The organism is Citrobacter sp. KTE151 (assembly GCF_000398845.1).
Taxonomy (GTDB): domain Bacteria; phylum Pseudomonadota; class Gammaproteobacteria; order Enterobacterales; family Enterobacteriaceae; genus Citrobacter; species Citrobacter braakii.
On sequence record NZ_KB976065.1, the window covers coordinates 591,725 to 608,064 of the forward strand.

The following is a 16,340-nucleotide window of genomic DNA, read 5'->3' on the forward strand; positions in this document are numbered from 1 at the left end:
GAGAGGAAGGCCGGGTAAGGCAACAACCATTACCCGGCAATCAGGATTACTTCGCTTTCACGGTCTCTTCACCGACCAGACCAATCTTCAGGAAACCCGCCTGATGCAGCGTATCCATAACTTTCATCATGGTTTCATAATCGACGGTTTTATCCGCACGGAAGAAAATCGTGGTGTCTTTCTTCCCATCGGTCAGCGTATTTAATTCGCTAATCATGGTGTCATCCGTCACCTGATTGTTGCCAATAAACATACTCTTATCGGCTTTAACAGACAGGTAAACCGGTTTTTCCGGACGCGGCTGCGGCGTGCTGGTGGAAGCCGGGAGATTCACCTTCACATCCACCGTTGCCAACGGTGCGGCCACCATAAAGATGATCAATAAAACCAACATAACATCGATAAACGGTGTCACGTTGATTTCATGCATTTCACCGTTATCGTCCAGGTTTTCATTAAAGCTCATTGCCATGGAACATTATCCTACACGTAATTTCTGCGCTGCACGTACCGGATGGGCAGAAGCGCTAGCGTTCAGGTCCAGATCGCGACTTTGCAGCAACAGCACCTGTGCCGCGACATCGCCCAGCATCGCTTTATAGCTGCCAATCTGACGTGCGAAAATGTTGTAGATAACGACCGCAGGAATTGCCGCGACCAGACCGATCGCCGTCGCTAACAGTGCTTCTGCGATACCCGGCGCAACAACGGCCAGGTTGGTCGTTTGGGTTTGTGCAATCCCGATGAAGCTATTCATGATGCCCCATACGGTACCGAACAGACCCACAAATGGAGAGATAGCCCCGATGGTGGCCAGGTAGCCGTTACCACGTCCCATATGACGACCTACCGCCGCCACACGACGCTCCAGACGGAAGCCGGTACGCTCTTTAATACCTTCGTTGTCGTCGCTGCCTTCTGACAATTCCAGTTCGTTCTGCGCTTCGTAAATCAACTGTGCGCCCAGGCTTTTGCCATCAAATCCTGCAGCAATCTCATTTGCCTGGTCTAAAGAGCGGGCGTCCGCCAGCAGTTGCTGTTCACGCTTAAGGCGGCGTTTCTGAGTAAAGAACTCAAGGCTCTTACTAAAGAAGATAGCCCAGGTGACCACTGATGCCAAAATCAGCCCAATCATCACGCACTTAACCACGATATCGGCGTGCTGATACATACCCCAGACGGAAAGATCCGTCTGCATCAAATTATTACCCACTCTGTATCTCCAGGACGCAAATCACAAAATCTGAGCGTAATGATATCAAAACGACGTCGAATTGATAGTCGTTCTCATTACTATTTACATATTGCCGCACCTTTGGTTTCTTTTCCTTGCGCTTACGCAGTAAAAAAGTCACCAGAAGCATTTTGAGATTATTTTCTACTGTATGACCGTTCTGCAGGATGCGTCATCTTTGATTCATGGTAGTTTAGACATCCAGACGTATAAAAACAGGTAAGACGACATGGCAGATAAGCAACTTGAAACCAAACTCGTTCACGCAGGACGCAGTAAAAAGTACACGCTGGGCGCGGTAAATAGCGTGATCCAGCGCGCTTCTTCGCTAGTGTTTGACACCGTAGAGGCCAAAAAGCAGGCTACGCACAACCGTGCTAACGGTGCGCTTTTCTATGGACGTCGCGGAACCCTGACGCATTTTTCCCTGCAAGAGGCAATGTGTGAACTGGAAGGCGGCGCGGGTTGCGCATTGTTCCCCTGCGGCGCGGCGGCCGTTGCCAACACTATCCTCGCCTTTGTGGAACAAGGGGATCATGTGCTGATGACCAACACCGCCTATGAACCCAGCCAGGATTTCTGCACCAAAATTCTCGGCAAACTCGGCGTGTCCACCGGATGGTTCGATCCGCTGGTTGGTGCCGATATTGTGAAGCACATACAGCCGAACACTAAAGTCGTATTTCTGGAATCTCCCGGCTCTGTCACCATGGAAGTACATGATGTTCCTGCTATTGTTGCCGCCGTCAGAAGCGTCGTGCCGGATGCGATCATCATAATTGATAACACCTGGGCTGCCGGGGTGCTGTTCAAAGCGCTGGATTTTGGCATCGATATTTCTATTCAGGCTGGCACCAAATATCTGATTGGCCATTCCGACGCCATGGTCGGCACTGCGGTAGCTAATGCCCGTTGCTGGGATCAACTGCGCGAAAATGCCTATCTGATGGGGCAAATGCTGGACGCCGATACCGCCTATATGACCAGCCGCGGACTGCGTACGCTAAGCGTTCGCCTGCGCCAACATCATGAAAGCAGCTTAAAGGTCGCAGAGTGGCTGGCCAGTCATCCGCAGGTCGCCCGCGTGAACCACCCCGCGCTGCCCGGCAGTAGAGGCCACGAATTCTGGAAGCGTGATTTCACCGGCAGCAGCGGACTGTTCTCATTTGTATTGAATAAGAAACTAAATCATGAAGAGCTGGCCGCGTATCTGGACCACTTCAGCCTGTTCAGCATGGCCTACTCCTGGGGCGGTTTTGAGTCGCTGATTCTCGCTAATCAGCCGGAACACATTGCGGCAATCCGTCCCCAAGGCGAGGTGGACTTTAGTGGAACGCTCATCCGTTTGCATATCGGTTTAGAGAATGTTGACGATCTGATTGCTGATTTGGCCGCAGGATTTGCCCGAATCGAGTAAAATTGCCATAGATGGACATATATGCAGACACTTCTGGTGGAAAAGTCTGCAATTGTTGCGTCCGGGATCAAGGCATCCCGGACAATTCAGGAGTACAATCCACACATAAACGCTGTTCCACAGGAAAGTCCATGGTAGTCATTCAAGATATTGTCTCCGCGCTTTGGCAACACGATTTTGCCGCGTTGGCGGATCCGCACGTTGTAAGCGTGGTGTACTTCGTAATGTTCGCCACACTGTTTTTAGAAAATGGCCTGCTGCCTGCCTCCTTTTTACCCGGAGACAGCCTGTTATTGCTGGCAGGGGCGCTGATCGCTCAGGACGTGATGAGTTTTATACCTACCATAGCTATTCTGACTGCCGCAGCCAGTCTGGGCTGCTGGCTGAGCTACATTCAGGGACGCTGGCTGGGCAACACACGGACGGTAAAAGGCTGGCTGGCGCAATTACCTGATAAATATCATCAGCGCGCTACCTGCATGTTTGACCAACACGGGCTGATGGCACTGCTGGCTGGGCGTTTCCTGGCATTCGTTCGTACCTTGCTGCCAACAATGGCGGGAATTTCGGGCCTGCCAAACCGTCGGTTCCAGTTTTTTAACTGGCTGAGCGGTCTGCTGTGGGTCACCGTCGTCACCGGCTTTGGCTATGCGCTGAGCATGATCCCGTTCGTCAAACGCCATGAAGATCAGGTGATGACCTTTTTAATGATCCTGCCGATTGCCCTGTTAACCGCGGGTCTGTTGGGAACCCTGTTTGTCGTGATTAAAAAAAAATACTGTAGCGCCTGAGTATTAACCGTAGGCCGGGGTTCCCCCGGCATTTTCGCCTGATGACGTTTCGCTTATCAGGCCAGCGCTGAGCAAGTTTAACTCCCCTGCATCATTCGAATTCTGGCCGCATCCTCCCCCGGCGTTACGCCAAAGAAACGTTTGAATTCCCGACTGAATTGCGATGCGCTCTCATAGCCGACGCGCATGGCAGCCGCACTGGCCTTCATCCCGTCGTGGATCATCATCATCCGTGCTTTATGCAGACGATAGCTCTTCAGGTATTGCAGCGGCGACGTGCTGGTCACCGCTTTAAAATTATGATGAAACGCCGACACGCTCATATTCGCTTCTGCCGCCAGCTGTTCGACATTGAGATTTTCGGTGTATTTGGTTTCAATGCGCTTTAGCACACGGCTTATCAAACTGAAATGCGTCTGGCGGCTAACCAGCGCCAGTAATGCGCCGCCGCGCGGCCCGGTCAGCACATGGTAGAGGATCTCGCGAATAATCTGTTTCCCCAGAATACGCGCATCCAGCGGTCGCTCCATCACATCCAGCAGGCGCTCAGCGGCGCACAGTATTTCGTCAGAAAGCGTCGCGGAGTTGATCCCGCTGGCCGCCATGGCGGGCTGGAACAGCTCATCTTCCCCAATGTCCATCAACAGCTCCTGCAATTGCAGAATATCGACATTCAGGTAGATACCGGCCAGGGGAACCTCCGGCGTTGCATACGTTTCACATTCAAAGGGTAACGGTACGGTTAGCAACAGGTATTCGTTGGCGTCATAACGAAATACACGTTCATTGATATAACCAATTTTATGTCCCGAAAAGAGAAATATGATTCCTGGCTGATACATTACCGGTGTACGCGCTGCCGGCTCAGTGCCGTGCAGCAGGCGGACATCTGGCAGCAGTTCGCTGAGTTTATTTTCATTGTTTTTCAGCTGCTTAATTTTTTCTGTCAGCAGAAGGCAGATCTCATCACGGTTCATAGAGCACCATTTCATCATCGGTTTGCAACCCTGACATAATGCGCAGATTTATCCGTTTTCTCCAGCAGTCTGTAGAAATGGGCAAGACATCGGCAGAAATGAGCATTGAGAGCAGCGCGGCTGACGACCACAATGTTCATCATCCGGCAGACACTCTCCTGCCCTCTTTTTTACCCACATAAGGGAACGAGCAATGAACAACTTTAATCTCCATACCCCAACCCGCATTCTGTTTGGTAAAGGTGCGATTGCTGAGCTGCGCGATCAAATCCCTCAGGATGCTCGCGTATTGGTTACCTATGGCGGCGGTAGCGTGAAAAAAACCGGTGTCCTGGCACAGGTTCAGGATGCGCTGAAAGGCCTGGACGTGCTGGAGTTTGGCGGTATTGAGCCGAACCCGTCTTATGAAACGCTGATGAACGCGGTAAAAATCGTGCGTGATGAGAAAGTGACGTTCCTGCTGGCGGTAGGCGGCGGTTCGGTGCTGGATGGCACCAAATTCATCGCGGCTGCGGCACAATACGCTGACGGCATCGATCCATGGCGCATTCTGGAAACCCACGGCAACGACGTAACAAGCGCTATCCCGATGGGCTCCGTATTAACCCTGCCAGCAACCGGCTCTGAATCTAACTCCGGCGCGGTCATTTCGCGTAAAACCACCGGCGATAAGCTGGCCTTTATGACCCCATTTGTGCAGCCGGTATTCGCCGTGCTGGATCCGGTTTACACCTATACCCTGCCGCCGCGTCAGGTTGCGAACGGCGTCGTAGATGCCTTCGTACATACCGTTGAGCAGTATGTGACTTATCCGGTAGACGGGAAAATTCAGGATCGCTTTGCTGAAGGTATTCTGCTTACGCTGGTAGAAGAAGGCCCGAAAGCATTGCAGGAGCCGGAAAATTACAACGTGCGTGCGAACGTTATGTGGGCGGCAACCCAGGCGCTGAACGGTCTGATTGGCGCAGGCGTACCACAAGACTGGGCAACGCATATGCTGGGCCACGAACTGACCGCAATGCACGGTCTGGATCATGCTCAAACATTGGCGATCGTTCTGCCAGCGCTGTGGAATGAAAAACGCGATACCAAACGTGCCAAACTGTTGCAATACGCAGAGCGTATCTGGAATATCACTGAAGGTTCCGATGACCAACGCATCGACGCCGCTATTGCCGCAACCCGCGCTTTCTTCGAACAAATGGGCGTACCGACTCGTCTGTCTGACTACGGCCTGGACGGTAGCTCCATCCCGGCGCTACTGGAAAAACTGCAAGCGCACGGCGGTACAAAACTGGGCGAACATCAGGACATTACGCTCGAGGTCAGCCGTCGGATTTACGAAGCTGCCCGCTAAGTTTTTTTCACCTCCGCCTTTCATTTTTGGGTATTTATATTCTAAATAATTCGAGTTGCATAAAGGCGGCAAAGGAGAGAATCTCCTAGGAGCTTACATAAGTCAGTGACTGGGGGTGACCTGCCGGGAGCAGATTTGAGCGCTGCTTGCAGCGGACCTGAAAGGGTGAGGCTCATGGATGGGCCGCGTAATAAAGCCAACGCATATGCAGCTTGAAGTATGACGAGGATAGGCCAGACTTAAGTCACACCTAACTTACCGGGGCTTGCCTCGGTAAACTCAATTCAGGGGAGGAATTATGACCGGTCCAACCATTATTAAACTACAGGATGGTAACGTCATGCCGCAGCTGGGCCTGGGGGTCTGGAAGGCAAGTAATGAAGAGGTCATCACTGCCATTCATAAAGCGCTGGAAGTGGGGTATCGCTCAATTGATACCGCTGCGGCGTACAAAAACGAAGAAGGTGTCGGCAAAGCAATACGCGATGCGGGCGTACCGCGGGAAGAGTTATTCATCACCACCAAGCTATGGAATGATGACCAGAAACGCCCTCGGGAAGCCTTGCTCGAAAGCATGGAGAAACTCCAGCTCGATTACCTCGATCTTTATCTGATGCACTGGCCGGTTCCGGCGATCGACCACTACGTTGAAGCGTGGGAAAGCATGATCGATCTGCAAAAAGAAGGGCTGATTAAGAGCATCGGCGTGTGTAACTTTCAGATCAATCATCTCCAGCGACTGATGGATGAAACCGGCGTACCACCGGTGATTAACCAGATAGAACTTCACCCGCTTATGCAACAGCGCCAACTGCACGCCTGGAACGCAACGCATAAAATCCAGACCGAATCCTGGAGCCCGCTGGCGCAGGGCGGCAAAGACGTCTTTGATCAAAAGATCATCCGCGATCTCGCGGAGAAATATGGCAAATCACCGGCGCAGATTGTCATCCGCTGGCATCTGGATAGCGGCCTGGTGGTTATTCCGAAATCAGTCACCCCTGCGCGTATCGCAGAAAACTTTAACGTCTGGGACTTCCGCCTGGATAAAGATGAATTAGGCGAAATCGCAAAGCTCGATCAGGGCAAACGTCTGGGACCAGACCCGGACCAGTTCGGCGGTTAACCCCTTCTCTCCTGCCCGACCTCTCGTCGGGCCTTTACTGATTTGAATTTCGGCGTAGACCACGTGCACAGCTAATTGAGTCCCATGCGATCTGCCCCACTGGAAGCCGATTGAATCGCAGCAGAACCAATTTTTCGAGCAGTATGAAGGATATCTGTCGTCACACGATCATGAACGGGCGGATGATGCAAAACTGGCCGCATTAGCGGCCAGAATTCGTGAGGCATAATTACTGAGCACTTCTGCCAGATGGCACCTTATCCGGCCGACGGTCTTTCAGGCCCGGTAAACATTTCACTCCCGGGCAAGACAGATTAGCGCCCAGCTACTTTCCCACGTTTTTTGTTCGCGGCGGGCGTCTGGCGCTGATGCGCCACAGGCGTGTGCTTGGTCAACGCCGGACGGGTATGACGGTTCTGGCGACGCGCTTCGCGCATCTCTTCCAGCGTAGGCGCCGGAACCAGACATTCGCGACGACCACCGATCAGATGCTTTTTCCCCATATCTTCCAGCGCCTGGCGGATTAACGGCCAGTTGGCTGGGTCGTGGTAACGCAGCAGCGCTTTATGCAGACGACGCTGTTTATCACCTTTCGGCACCACCACGTCTTCACTCTTGTAACCAATTTTACCCAGCGGGTTTTTCCCGGTGTAATACATGGTTGTGGAGTTCGCCAATGGTGATGGATAGAAGTTCTGCACCTGATCCAGACGGAAACGACGTTGCTTCAGCCACAGCGCCAGATTCACCATATCCTCGTCACGCGTCCCAGGATGCGCAGAAATAAAGTACGGGATCAGGTACTGCTCTTTACCGGCCTGTTTAGAGTAGGTGTCGAACAATTCCTTAAAGCGATCGTAGCTGCCCATCCCCGGCTTCATCATCTTCGACAGCGGGCCTTCTTCAGTATGCTCTGGCGCAATCTTCAGATAGCCGCCCACGTGGTGGGTCGCCAGCTCTTTGATATAGCGCGGATCTTCAACCGCGATGTCATAGCGCACACCTGAAGCGATAAGGATCTTTTTAATGCCTTTCAAATCACGCGCACGGCGATAGAGGTTAATCGTCGGCTCGTGGTTGGTATCCATATGCGGACAGATATCCGGGTAGACGCATGACAAACGACGGCAGGTTTGCTCCGCACGCGGTGACTTACAGCGCAGCATATACATGTTCGCCGTTGGGCCGCCGAGATCGGAAATCACGCCGGTAAAGCCCGGTACGGTGTCGCGAATAGCTTCGATTTCATTGATGATCGAGTCTTCAGAGCGGCTCTGGATAATGCGGCCTTCGTGCTCGGTGATCGAACAGAACGAGCAGCCGCCAAAACAGCCACGCATAATGTTGATCGAGAAACGGATCATCTCATAGGCCGGAATGCGGCTGTCGCCATACGCCGGATGCGGCACGCGCTTGTACGGCAGCGCAAAGACGCTGTCCATTTCTTCGGTAGAGAGCGGAATGGCTGGCGGGTTGATCCAGATGTAGCGATCGCCATGCTTTTGCATCAGCGCACGCGCACAGCCTGGGTTGGTTTCGTGGTGCAGGATACGCGACGCATGTGCATACAGCACTTTATCGCCCTTCACTTTTTCGAAGGACGGCAGCAGCACGTAGGTTTTTTCCCACGGTTTCGGGCGCGGCGGCTGTACGGTTACCGCTTTCGCTTCCTGCTTTTTCGGTGCGACAGGTTTGTTGTCGGCACACGGCAAATCCTCGCCGTATGGATGCGGGATCGGGTCAATTTTGCCCGGCGTGTCGAGACGCGTGGAATCCACCCCACTCCAGCCCGGCAGCGCTTCTTTAACCATAATCGCGGTGTTACGCACGTCGCGGATCTGATCGATAGTTTCACCCATCGCCAGACGATGCGCCACTTCCACCAGCGGACGTTCGCCGTTACCGAACATCAGCATGTCGGCTTTTGAATCCACCAGCACGGAGCGACGAACGGTATCAGACCAGTAGTCGTAGTGCGCGGTACGGCGCAGGCTGGCCTCAATACCGCCGAGAATAACCGGCACATCTTTCCATGCTTCCTTACAGCGCTGGGTATAGACCAGCGTCGCGCGGTCCGGGCGTTTGCCCGCCACGTTGTCTGGCGTATAAGCATCGTCATGGCGCAGTCGGCGATCGGCGGTATAACGGTTGATCATCGAATCCATGTTGCCCGCGGTTACACCAAAGAACAGGTTCGGTTTACCCAAACGCATAAAATCGTCTTTGTTGTTCCACTCCGGCTGGGCGATAATCCCAACACGAAAGCCCTGCGCTTCCAGCATACGGCCGCAAATTGCCATGCCAAAGCTGGGATGATCGACGTATGCATCGCCGGTAACCAGAATGATGTCGCAGCTATCCCAGCCAAGTTGGTCCATTTCGTCGCGTGACATCGGCAAAAATGGTGCCGGGCCAAAACAGGCAGCCCAGTACTGCGGCCAGGAGAAAAGGTCTCTGTCCGGCTGGATCAGGGATATTGCGCTCATAGTGCTTCCAAAAATGGTAAAAAAATAATCAAAGGCCGGGGATTATACGCTGTATGTCGGCAAGAAATGAAGTGGAGTCTGAGTCAGACAAGTAGAAAGTGATTTAAATTGTTAAATTTTACGACGCCCATTTTTATCATTCATAATTAACACCATGCCGGCCAGCTGAGATAACTCTTTTTCGGCGGGGGATTTTTCATTGCGACTCAACGATTCACTGCATATTTCCCAGTTACGGGTAGTTGTTCACCTGTGCGGATTTCTGGTTCTTCTCTACAGCTTCTCCATGCTGCCGCCGATGGCCATTGCTCTGTTAAATAAAGAGCGGAGCTTTTTCGCCTTTTTCAGCACATTTATGACGTTCTTTACCCTCGGCGGTGGAGCGTGGCTGGCAACCAAACATGCAGGAATTCAACTACGAACCCGGGATGGCTTTGTCATCATCGTCCTGTTCTGGCTGCTGTTTTCGTTTATCAGCGCCATGCCGATGTGGATGGACGATGGCTTAAATCTCTCCTTTGCCGATGCCCTGTTCGAAGGGGTTTCCGGGATAACCACCACTGGCGCTACGGTGATTGACGACGTCAGCGCCTTGCCGAAATCGTATCTGTACTATCGGGCTCAGCTCAATTTTATTGGCGGCCTGGGGGTTATTGTCCTTGCCGTGGCGGTATTACCCCTGCTGGGTATTGGTGGTATGAAGCTGTATCAGTCTGAAATGCCAGGTCCCTTTAAAGAAGAACGCCTCACGCCAAGGCTTGCTGATACCGCACGTACGCTGTGGCTGACCTACGTCATTCTGGGCCTTATTTGTACTCTGGCCTACTGGGTTGCCGGGATGTCGTTTTTCGATGCCTTATGCCACGGGCTGTCGACGGTCTCTCTCGGCGGATTTTCTACCCGTAGCGAGAGCATCGGCTTTTATAACAGCCACGCTATTGAGTTAGTCGCCGGACTGTTTTCACTGCTGTCTGCGTTTAACTTCACCCTCTGGTACGTAGCTATTGTGAAACGTACCTTTAAGCCCTTTCGTCGTAATGCCGAGCTGCGTTTCTTTCTGCTTATTGCGCTGGTTGTCACCTTGATCGCCACCTGGCAGGTCTGGCGGGCGGGTATGTACGGGATAACGGACAGCCTGGTGCATGCCTTTTTTCTGGCCAGCTCCATGCTGACAGATAATGGCCTGTCGACGGCGGATTATGCGCAGTGGCCTTCGCACACGATATTCATGCTGCTCAGCGCCAGTTTCTTCGGCGGTTGTGTCGGCTCGACCTGCGGGGGGATTAAGGTGCTGCGTTTTTTGATTATGTTCAAGCAATGCCGTCAGGAGTTACATCAGCTCGCGCATCCTCGCGCCCTGCTGAATATCAAAGTGGGCAATAACGTGGTAAGCGACCGAGTAGTGCGTTCGGTATGGAGCTTTTTCTTTCTCTACGTTTTATTTACCAGCTTTTTTATCTGGGCGCTCAATCTGATGGGCTACGATCTCTTCTCCTCTTTCGCCACCGTTGCCGCCTGCATCAATAACATGGGGCTGGGATTTGGCATCACCGCAACGACGTTTGGCACCTTAAACGAGGAGGCAAAACTTCTGATGTGCGCGGCCATGATCATGGGGCGTCTGGAGATTTACCCCATTCTGATCCTGTTCTCGCGCATGTTCTGGCGGGCGTAACGGAAACTCCGGCGCATTACGGCGCCGGGTTCACCAACATCTGTCCGATCGAGCCACGATCCGCCATTTCCAGCGTCTGACTGTTAAAGTAGAACGGGAAATGAGCCCAGGAAGGTTGTCCGTAGTAGACCAGTAATTCAACCTGGCCGTCGACCCAGACGGTATCTTTCCAGCCCCGGTCTTCCGGGAACGGCATTGCGCCATTCACATTACGGATCAGGAACGAGACGCCTTCGATATGGAAAGACTGAGGCATATCCGCTCGTACCGTCCAGCGCTCCCAGGAGCCCTGCTGAGCGGTAATATCCATGCGGTTGACGTCCCACAGCTGACCGTTGATGCCGGGATCGTCATCCAGACTGATATCACGGCTGCGAATCGGTGAACCACTGAGGATTTCCGTTGGCAGCAGGCGCATTGGCAGACTGTCGGTCACCAGCGGCAGGAGACCGGTCGGGCGCAGCGTCAATACCAGCGTGGAGATGAGAATACTGGAAGGCTCAAAGAATCCGCGGATCCTGTCGACAATGCTGGCCGCCTCACCACAGGTGATAGAGACCTCATTTCCGTTAGTCATATCCACCAGGATCTCACGGCGCTCGCCAGGCGCCAGTGAGAGCTGCTTCACCGAAACGGGCGCAGGTAAAAAGCCCTGATCGCTGGAAATCACATGCAGCGCGCGGCCATCGCTCATTTGCAACTGGTAACGACGTGAGTTTGAAGCGTTCAGCAAACGCAAACGCACCCAGCCGCGAGAGACTTCGACATACGGGCTTTGCGCCCCGTTGACCAGCAGGGTATCACCGACAAAACCACCGCTGCCGGGTTCGCTATATTCCGGCGTACCAAAGTTGTCCAGACGCTTGTCCTGGATAATGATCGGAAAATCATCCACGCCGTAGTGGTTGGGAATAGACAGTGATTTACTCACTTCATCTTCAATCAGCCACATTCCGGCAAGACCGTTATAAACCTGCTGGGCAGTACGATTTGGCGTATTGGCGTGATACCACAGCGTAGCGGCATTCTGACGAATCGGCAGCACAGGTGCCCAGTCTGCATTAGGGGACATCATGCGCGCCGGGCCGCCCATCAGCGGGCCTGGCACCTGTAATCCGGCGACAGTCATCGAGACATTTTCAGTCAGACGGTTGCTGTAGATAAGTTTGACGTCATCCCCTTTCCAGACGCGGATCGTCGGTCCCAGGTAGCGACCGTTAATCCCCCAGACAGGTGCGCGCGTGCCTTGCGTGAAGGACCAGTGGGCGCGTTGCAGCGTCATAAATAACGGCTGCCCCCGACGGGACTCCAGCAGCGGAGGTACGGGTAACGGTTGTTGCTGACCGGCAGCATTAGCCTTCAGCGGAACAGCACCTGCACACAGTGCGATCCCCGATGCCTGAATGAACTGACGCCGACTGAATGACATATAAACTCCATGAAAAACTGGCGATTAACACGCAGGAAATCTTTTCCTGTAACAAACCCGAATTGCGCGGATTAAACCTTACCGGCGGCTTCCCGCTCAGCAACTTCTTTATCGAGTTCTGCGATTTTTTGTTCCATCAGCGTACGGCAATGCGCTGCCAGTTCACGAACCTGATCTTTCCCAAAATGGCTAATATCTACCGGTGGCAACATCTCTACAATCGCCAGACCATTATTGAGTCGGTTGAGTTTTATCTTGTTCGAGGTAGTTGAAACGCACACCGGAATAACCGGGACACCCGCCGCAATCGCCGCATGAAACGCGCCGGTTTTAAACGGCAGCAGACCGCGACCACGGCTGCGCGTTCCTTCCGGGAACATCCAGATAGAAATACGACGTTTTTTGAAATGATTCACCACCGCCGCAATGGTGCTGTGCGCTTTGGTACGGTTGTTTCTGTCAATCAGCAGGTTGCCGGTTAACCAGTACAGCAGCCCGAAGAATGGGATCCACAACAGGCTTTTTTTACCTACCGTCACCGTCGGCGGCTGAACGATATTCGCAGCGGTAACCATGTCATAGTTGTTCTGATGATTACAAATATAGATAGCATTACCATAGTTCTGCGCGTCTGCCGGCATACGGCACTCAACCTTCAGGCCATAAAGGGGAGCCAGGCGGCCAAACATATGACCGAACGTTGCGACGTGTTTTGGATTTCGTGGGCTGAACAAACAGTATATGCAACCGAAAATACAGACCAGAACGCAGTAAATAACAGTAATGATTAAACGAAAAATATATAGCATAACAACCTCTGAGGCCTAAGAGCCTGGCATTTTACGTCACCTGATTCATCACGCAGTATCAGGTTAGGGCTTTGTTAAGGGCGGCTCTCTGGAAAAGCGTATTGTTAATCGCAACGCACGAATAAACAACGGTTTCACGGGAATTTTTAACCTTGGCTCTCCCCGGGCTAAAACAGGGAGAGCCGGACGGTAGAGTTATTCTTCACTGTCGCCATGACTGGCGCGTCGAGGCGAGTCAATGTCAATGCGATCGATACGCTGCAGACCACGCATTAGTGTACCGCGACGGCCACGCTCGCCGGTCACTTTCTGCAACTCTTCAGGACGCAGTTTAATTTTGCGCTTACCGACGTGGATAGTCAGCGTGCTTTGTGGCGGCAGCACGTAGAGCTGCGCCAGGCCATCTTCACCTTTCGCCGCTTCCGCTGAAGGGATATTGATAATCTTGTTCCCTTTGCCTTTTGACAATTGCGGTAAATCGCTTACCGGGAACATCAACATGCGACCGGCCTGGGTGATTGCCAGCAGCATATCGGTTTCATCTTCAATCACAACCGGCGGCATAACGCGCGCATTTTCTGGCAGCGTAATCAATGCCTTACCAGCACGGTTACGAGCTACCAGGTCGTTAAAGGTGCAGACGAAACCGTAACCCGCATCGGATGCCATCAGCAGTTTCTGATCGTCGCCTTCCATCAGCATGTGCTCAACCGTCGCGCCCGGCGGCAGCGTGAGCTTCCCGGTCAGCGGTTCACCCTGTCCACGCGCCGACGGCAGCGTAATCGGGTCGATGGCGTAGCTGCGTCCGGTCGAGTCCACGAACACCACTGGCTGGTTGCTCTTACCCTTCACCGCAGACTTAAAGCTGTCGCCCGCTTTATAGCTTAATCCCGGCGCATCAATGTCGTGGCCTTTCGCGCTACGCACCCAACCACTCTGAGACAGCACAATGGTCACTGGCTCTGACGGCAGCATGTCGTGCTCGCTCATCGCCTTCGCTTCTTCACGTTCCTGCAGCGGAGAGCGGCGTTCGTCGCCATAGGCCTCGGCATCAGCCTGCAGCTCTTTCTTCAGCAGGTTACTCATTTTACGCTCAGAAGCCAGAATGCCTTGCAGTTGATCGCGCTCTTTCGCCAGCTCATCCTGCTCGCCGCGGATTTTCATCTCTTCGAGTTTGGCAAGGTGGCGCAATTTCAGCTCAAGAATGGCTTCAGCCTGGGTTTCAGAAATGCCAAACCGCGACATCAGCTCGGGCTTAGGTTCATCCTCATGACGAATAATTTCGATCACTTCGTCAATGTTGAGGAACGCCACCAGCAAACCTTCAAGGATATGCAGGCGTTTAAGCACTTTTTCCAGACGATAGTTCAGGCGACGACGTACGGTATCGCGGCGAAACGCCAGCCATTCGGTGAGGATCTCCAGCAGATTTTTCACCGCCGGACGACCATCAAGACCGATCATATTCAGATTGATGCGGTAGCTTTTTTCCAGATCGGTGGTGGCAAACAGATGGTTCATCACCTGCTCCATATCCACACGATTGGAGCGCGGGACAATCACCAGACGGGTCGGGTTTTCGTGATCCGATTCGTCGCGCAGGTCGTCTACCATCGGCAGCTTTTTATTGCGCATTTGAGCGGCGATCTGCTCCAGCACTTTTGCCCCGGAAACCTGATGCGGCAGTGCGGAAATCACCACCGCGCCGTCTTCTTTCGTCCATACCGCGCGCATACGTACGGAGCCGCGTCCGTTTTCGTAAATCTTACGAATCTCCGACCGCGAGGTAATGATCTCCGCTTCGGTCGGGTAATCCGGCCCCTGCACGATGTCCAGCAACTGATCCAGCGTTGTTTTCGGTTGCTCAATCAGGGTAATCGCCGCTTTCGCCACTTCACGCAGGTTATGCGGCGGAATGTCCGTCGCCATACCAACGGCAATACCGGTCGTGCCGTTCAACAGAATATTTGGCAGACGCGCAGGCAGCATCTTCGGCTCCTGCATGGTGCCGTCGAAGTTTGGCACCCAGTCCGACGTTCCCTGGCCAAGTTCACCCAGCAGAACTTCCGCATATTTAGACAGGCGGGATTCGGTATAACGCATCGCCGCGAAGGATTTCGGATCGTCCGGCGCCCCCCAGTTCCCCTGCCCGTCGACCAGCGGATAACGGTAAGAGAACGGCTGCGCCATCAGCACCATCGCTTCATAACAAGCGCTGTCGCCGTGTGGGTGGTATTTACCCAGTACGTCACCGACGGTACGGGCGGATTTTTTAAATTTGGCGCTGGCATTCAGCCCCAGTTCGGACATCGCGTACACGATGCGACGCTGAACGGGTTTCAAACCATCGCCAATAAACGGCAACGCCCTGTCCATGATGACGTACATGGAGTAGTTCAGATAGGCGGTTTCCGTGAATTCATGCAGCGCCAGGCGCTCTGCCATATCGCTCATTAATCGTGGTTCCTCAACTTTGTACCCCTCTATTGAAGGGCAATATTGCCGCAGATACTACCCTATCTGGCGTGTTGAGTCACAAAGAAAAGGGCCACGAGTGCGGCCCTGATGGGGATTATTTGGCAACTTTGGTAATCTGTTTCACGTCGATTTCAACGGAGTTCCAGTCTTTATCCACTTCACCCTGGATTTCAACCACATCCTGCGGTGTGACGGTTACGCCGTTCCAGCGCTTGTGGTCGATATCCACATTCACCGTGCCGGTCGCATCTTTAAACACATACAGGTCGTCGGAAATACGCTCAACGATGTTCCCGCGCAGGGTAACCCAAGTGTCATCACGCAGTGATTTGGCGCTTTCTACCGTCGCGCTGCTACCATTCGGGCCGACAAATCCGCCATTTTGGCTTTGCGTGGTGGTTGTCGGTCCAGAGAAACCGCCCTGCTGCGCTGCCAGAACAGGTGCGGAACACAGTGCCATTACGGCAACCATTGCAGCTAATTTTTTCATCGTCATGTCTCCCTTTCATTTTGGTTTACGACTATTAAATAAGTTAATCCTTAACAAGTTCTTAAGGCAAA

13 protein-coding genes and 1 pseudogene are annotated in these 16,340 nt (G+C 53.2%); 6 read left to right on the plus strand and 8 right to left on the minus strand.

Annotated elements, in window-relative coordinates; genetic code table 11:
- Positions 1 to 46: 46 nt before the first annotated feature.
- Together exbD and exbB are read right to left on the minus strand one after the other, a co-directional pair.
- Entirely contained in the window at positions 47 to 472 is a 426-nt protein-coding gene (exbD, locus tag WC7_RS05895; protein ID WP_016154501.1) for a TonB system transport protein ExbD, read from the minus strand.
- A 6-nt stretch (positions 473 to 478) separates the two neighbouring features.
- On the minus strand, positions 479 to 1,213 hold the full coding sequence (gene exbB, locus WC7_RS05890; RefSeq protein ID WP_016154502.1) for a tol-pal system-associated acyl-CoA thioesterase: 735 nt from the start codon (positions 1,211 to 1,213) through the stop codon (positions 479 to 481).
- A 250-nt stretch (positions 1,214 to 1,463) separates the two neighbouring features.
- Here exbB and metC point away from each other — a divergent pair, with 250 nt between their 5' ends.
- Both metC and yghB read left to right on the plus strand, forming a co-directional pair.
- On the plus strand, positions 1,464 to 2,651 hold the full coding sequence (gene metC / locus WC7_RS05885) for a cystathionine beta-lyase (RefSeq protein ID WP_016154503.1): 1,188 nt from the start codon (positions 1,464 to 1,466) through the stop codon (positions 2,649 to 2,651).
- A gap of 131 nt (positions 2,652 to 2,782) precedes the next feature.
- Complete coding sequence (gene yghB, locus WC7_RS05880; protein WP_016154504.1) at positions 2,783 to 3,442, plus strand: DedA family general envelope maintenance protein YghB; 660 nt, start codon at positions 2,783 to 2,785, stop codon at positions 3,440 to 3,442.
- A gap of 77 nt (positions 3,443 to 3,519) precedes the next feature.
- Here yghB and WC7_RS05875 read toward each other — a convergent pair whose 3' ends face one another.
- The gene (locus tag WC7_RS05875; RefSeq protein ID WP_139081516.1) at positions 3,520 to 4,419 is read right to left on the minus strand and encodes an AraC family transcriptional regulator; all 900 of its coding nucleotides are present in this window, start codon (positions 4,417 to 4,419) and stop codon (positions 3,520 to 3,522) included.
- Positions 4,420 to 4,612: 193 nt separating this feature from the next.
- Here WC7_RS05875 and yqhD point away from each other — a divergent pair, with 193 nt between their 5' ends.
- The 3 genes and pseudogenes from yqhD to WC7_RS25955 form a co-directional block, all read left to right on the plus strand.
- Positions 4,613 to 5,776, plus strand: a complete 1,164-nt coding sequence (gene yqhD / locus WC7_RS05870; RefSeq protein WP_003838168.1) for an alcohol dehydrogenase — start codon at positions 4,613 to 4,615, stop codon at positions 5,774 to 5,776.
- Between the two features lie 298 nt (positions 5,777 to 6,074).
- Entirely contained in the window at positions 6,075 to 6,902 is an 828-nt protein-coding gene (dkgA, locus tag WC7_RS05865; RefSeq protein ID WP_016154506.1) for a 2,5-didehydrogluconate reductase DkgA, read from the plus strand.
- A gap of 48 nt (positions 6,903 to 6,950) precedes the next feature.
- Positions 6,951 to 7,131 (plus strand): annotated as a pseudogene (locus WC7_RS25955) (hypothetical protein); the annotation flags it as partial.
- An 85-nt stretch (positions 7,132 to 7,216) separates the two neighbouring features.
- Here the strand turns inward: WC7_RS25955 and WC7_RS05860 are convergent.
- Entirely contained in the window at positions 7,217 to 9,388 is a 2,172-nt protein-coding gene (locus WC7_RS05860; RefSeq protein ID WP_003024532.1) for a YgiQ family radical SAM protein, read from the minus strand.
- A gap of 199 nt (positions 9,389 to 9,587) precedes the next feature.
- Here WC7_RS05860 and WC7_RS05855 point away from each other — a divergent pair, with 199 nt between their 5' ends.
- A complete protein-coding gene (locus WC7_RS05855) occupies positions 9,588 to 11,063 on the plus strand; it encodes a TrkH family potassium uptake protein (RefSeq protein WP_016154507.1) in 1,476 nt (491 codons plus the stop codon).
- A gap of 16 nt (positions 11,064 to 11,079) precedes the next feature.
- Here the strand turns inward: WC7_RS05855 and ftsP are convergent, their stop codons facing one another.
- The 4 genes from ftsP to WC7_RS05835 all read right to left on the minus strand — a co-directional run bounded on the left by ftsP (position 11,080) and on the right by WC7_RS05835 (position 16,269).
- Positions 11,080 to 12,492: a cell division protein FtsP gene (gene ftsP / locus WC7_RS05850; RefSeq protein WP_016154508.1), complete on the minus strand. Its 1,413-nt coding sequence runs from the start codon at positions 12,490 to 12,492 to the stop codon at positions 11,080 to 11,082.
- A gap of 71 nt (positions 12,493 to 12,563) precedes the next feature.
- Entirely contained in the window at positions 12,564 to 13,301 is a 738-nt protein-coding gene (gene plsC / locus WC7_RS05845) for a 1-acylglycerol-3-phosphate O-acyltransferase (protein ID WP_016154509.1), read from the minus strand.
- 195 nt (positions 13,302 to 13,496) lie between these two features.
- A complete protein-coding gene (parC, locus tag WC7_RS05840; protein ID WP_016154510.1) occupies positions 13,497 to 15,755 on the minus strand; it encodes a DNA topoisomerase IV subunit A in 2,259 nt (752 codons plus the stop codon).
- Between the two features lie 118 nt (positions 15,756 to 15,873).
- Entirely contained in the window at positions 15,874 to 16,269 is a 396-nt protein-coding gene (locus WC7_RS05835) for a YgiW/YdeI family stress tolerance OB fold protein (RefSeq protein WP_016154511.1), read from the minus strand.
- Positions 16,270 to 16,340: the final 71 nt, after the last annotated feature.

Coding starts and splice junctions, on each gene's coding strand:
- ftsP (WP_016154508.1), bottom strand. CDS start 12,492: ATGTCATTCAGTCGGCGTCAGTTCATTCAGGCATCGGGGATCGCACTG.
- parC (WP_016154510.1), bottom strand. CDS start 15,755: ATGAGCGATATGGCAGAGCGCCTGGCGCTGCATGAATTCACGGAAACC.
- yqhD (WP_003838168.1), top strand. CDS start 4,613: ATGAACAACTTTAATCTCCATACCCCAACCCGCATTCTGTTTGGTAAA.
- plsC (WP_016154509.1), bottom strand. CDS start 13,301: ATGCTATATATTTTTCGTTTAATCATTACTGTTATTTACTGCGTTCTG.
- WC7_RS05860 (WP_003024532.1), bottom strand. CDS start 9,388: ATGAGCGCAATATCCCTGATCCAGCCGGACAGAGACCTTTTCTCCTGG.
- WC7_RS05835 (WP_016154511.1), bottom strand. CDS start 16,269: ATGAAAAAATTAGCTGCAATGGTTGCCGTAATGGCACTGTGTTCCGCA.
- yghB (WP_016154504.1), top strand. CDS start 2,783: ATGGTAGTCATTCAAGATATTGTCTCCGCGCTTTGGCAACACGATTTT.
- exbD (WP_016154501.1), bottom strand. CDS start 472: ATGGCAATGAGCTTTAATGAAAACCTGGACGATAACGGTGAAATGCAT.
- WC7_RS05875 (WP_139081516.1), bottom strand. CDS start 4,419: ATGAACCGTGATGAGATCTGCCTTCTGCTGACAGAAAAAATTAAGCAG.
- dkgA (WP_016154506.1), top strand. CDS start 6,075: ATGACCGGTCCAACCATTATTAAACTACAGGATGGTAACGTCATGCCG.
- metC (WP_016154503.1), top strand. CDS start 1,464: ATGGCAGATAAGCAACTTGAAACCAAACTCGTTCACGCAGGACGCAGT.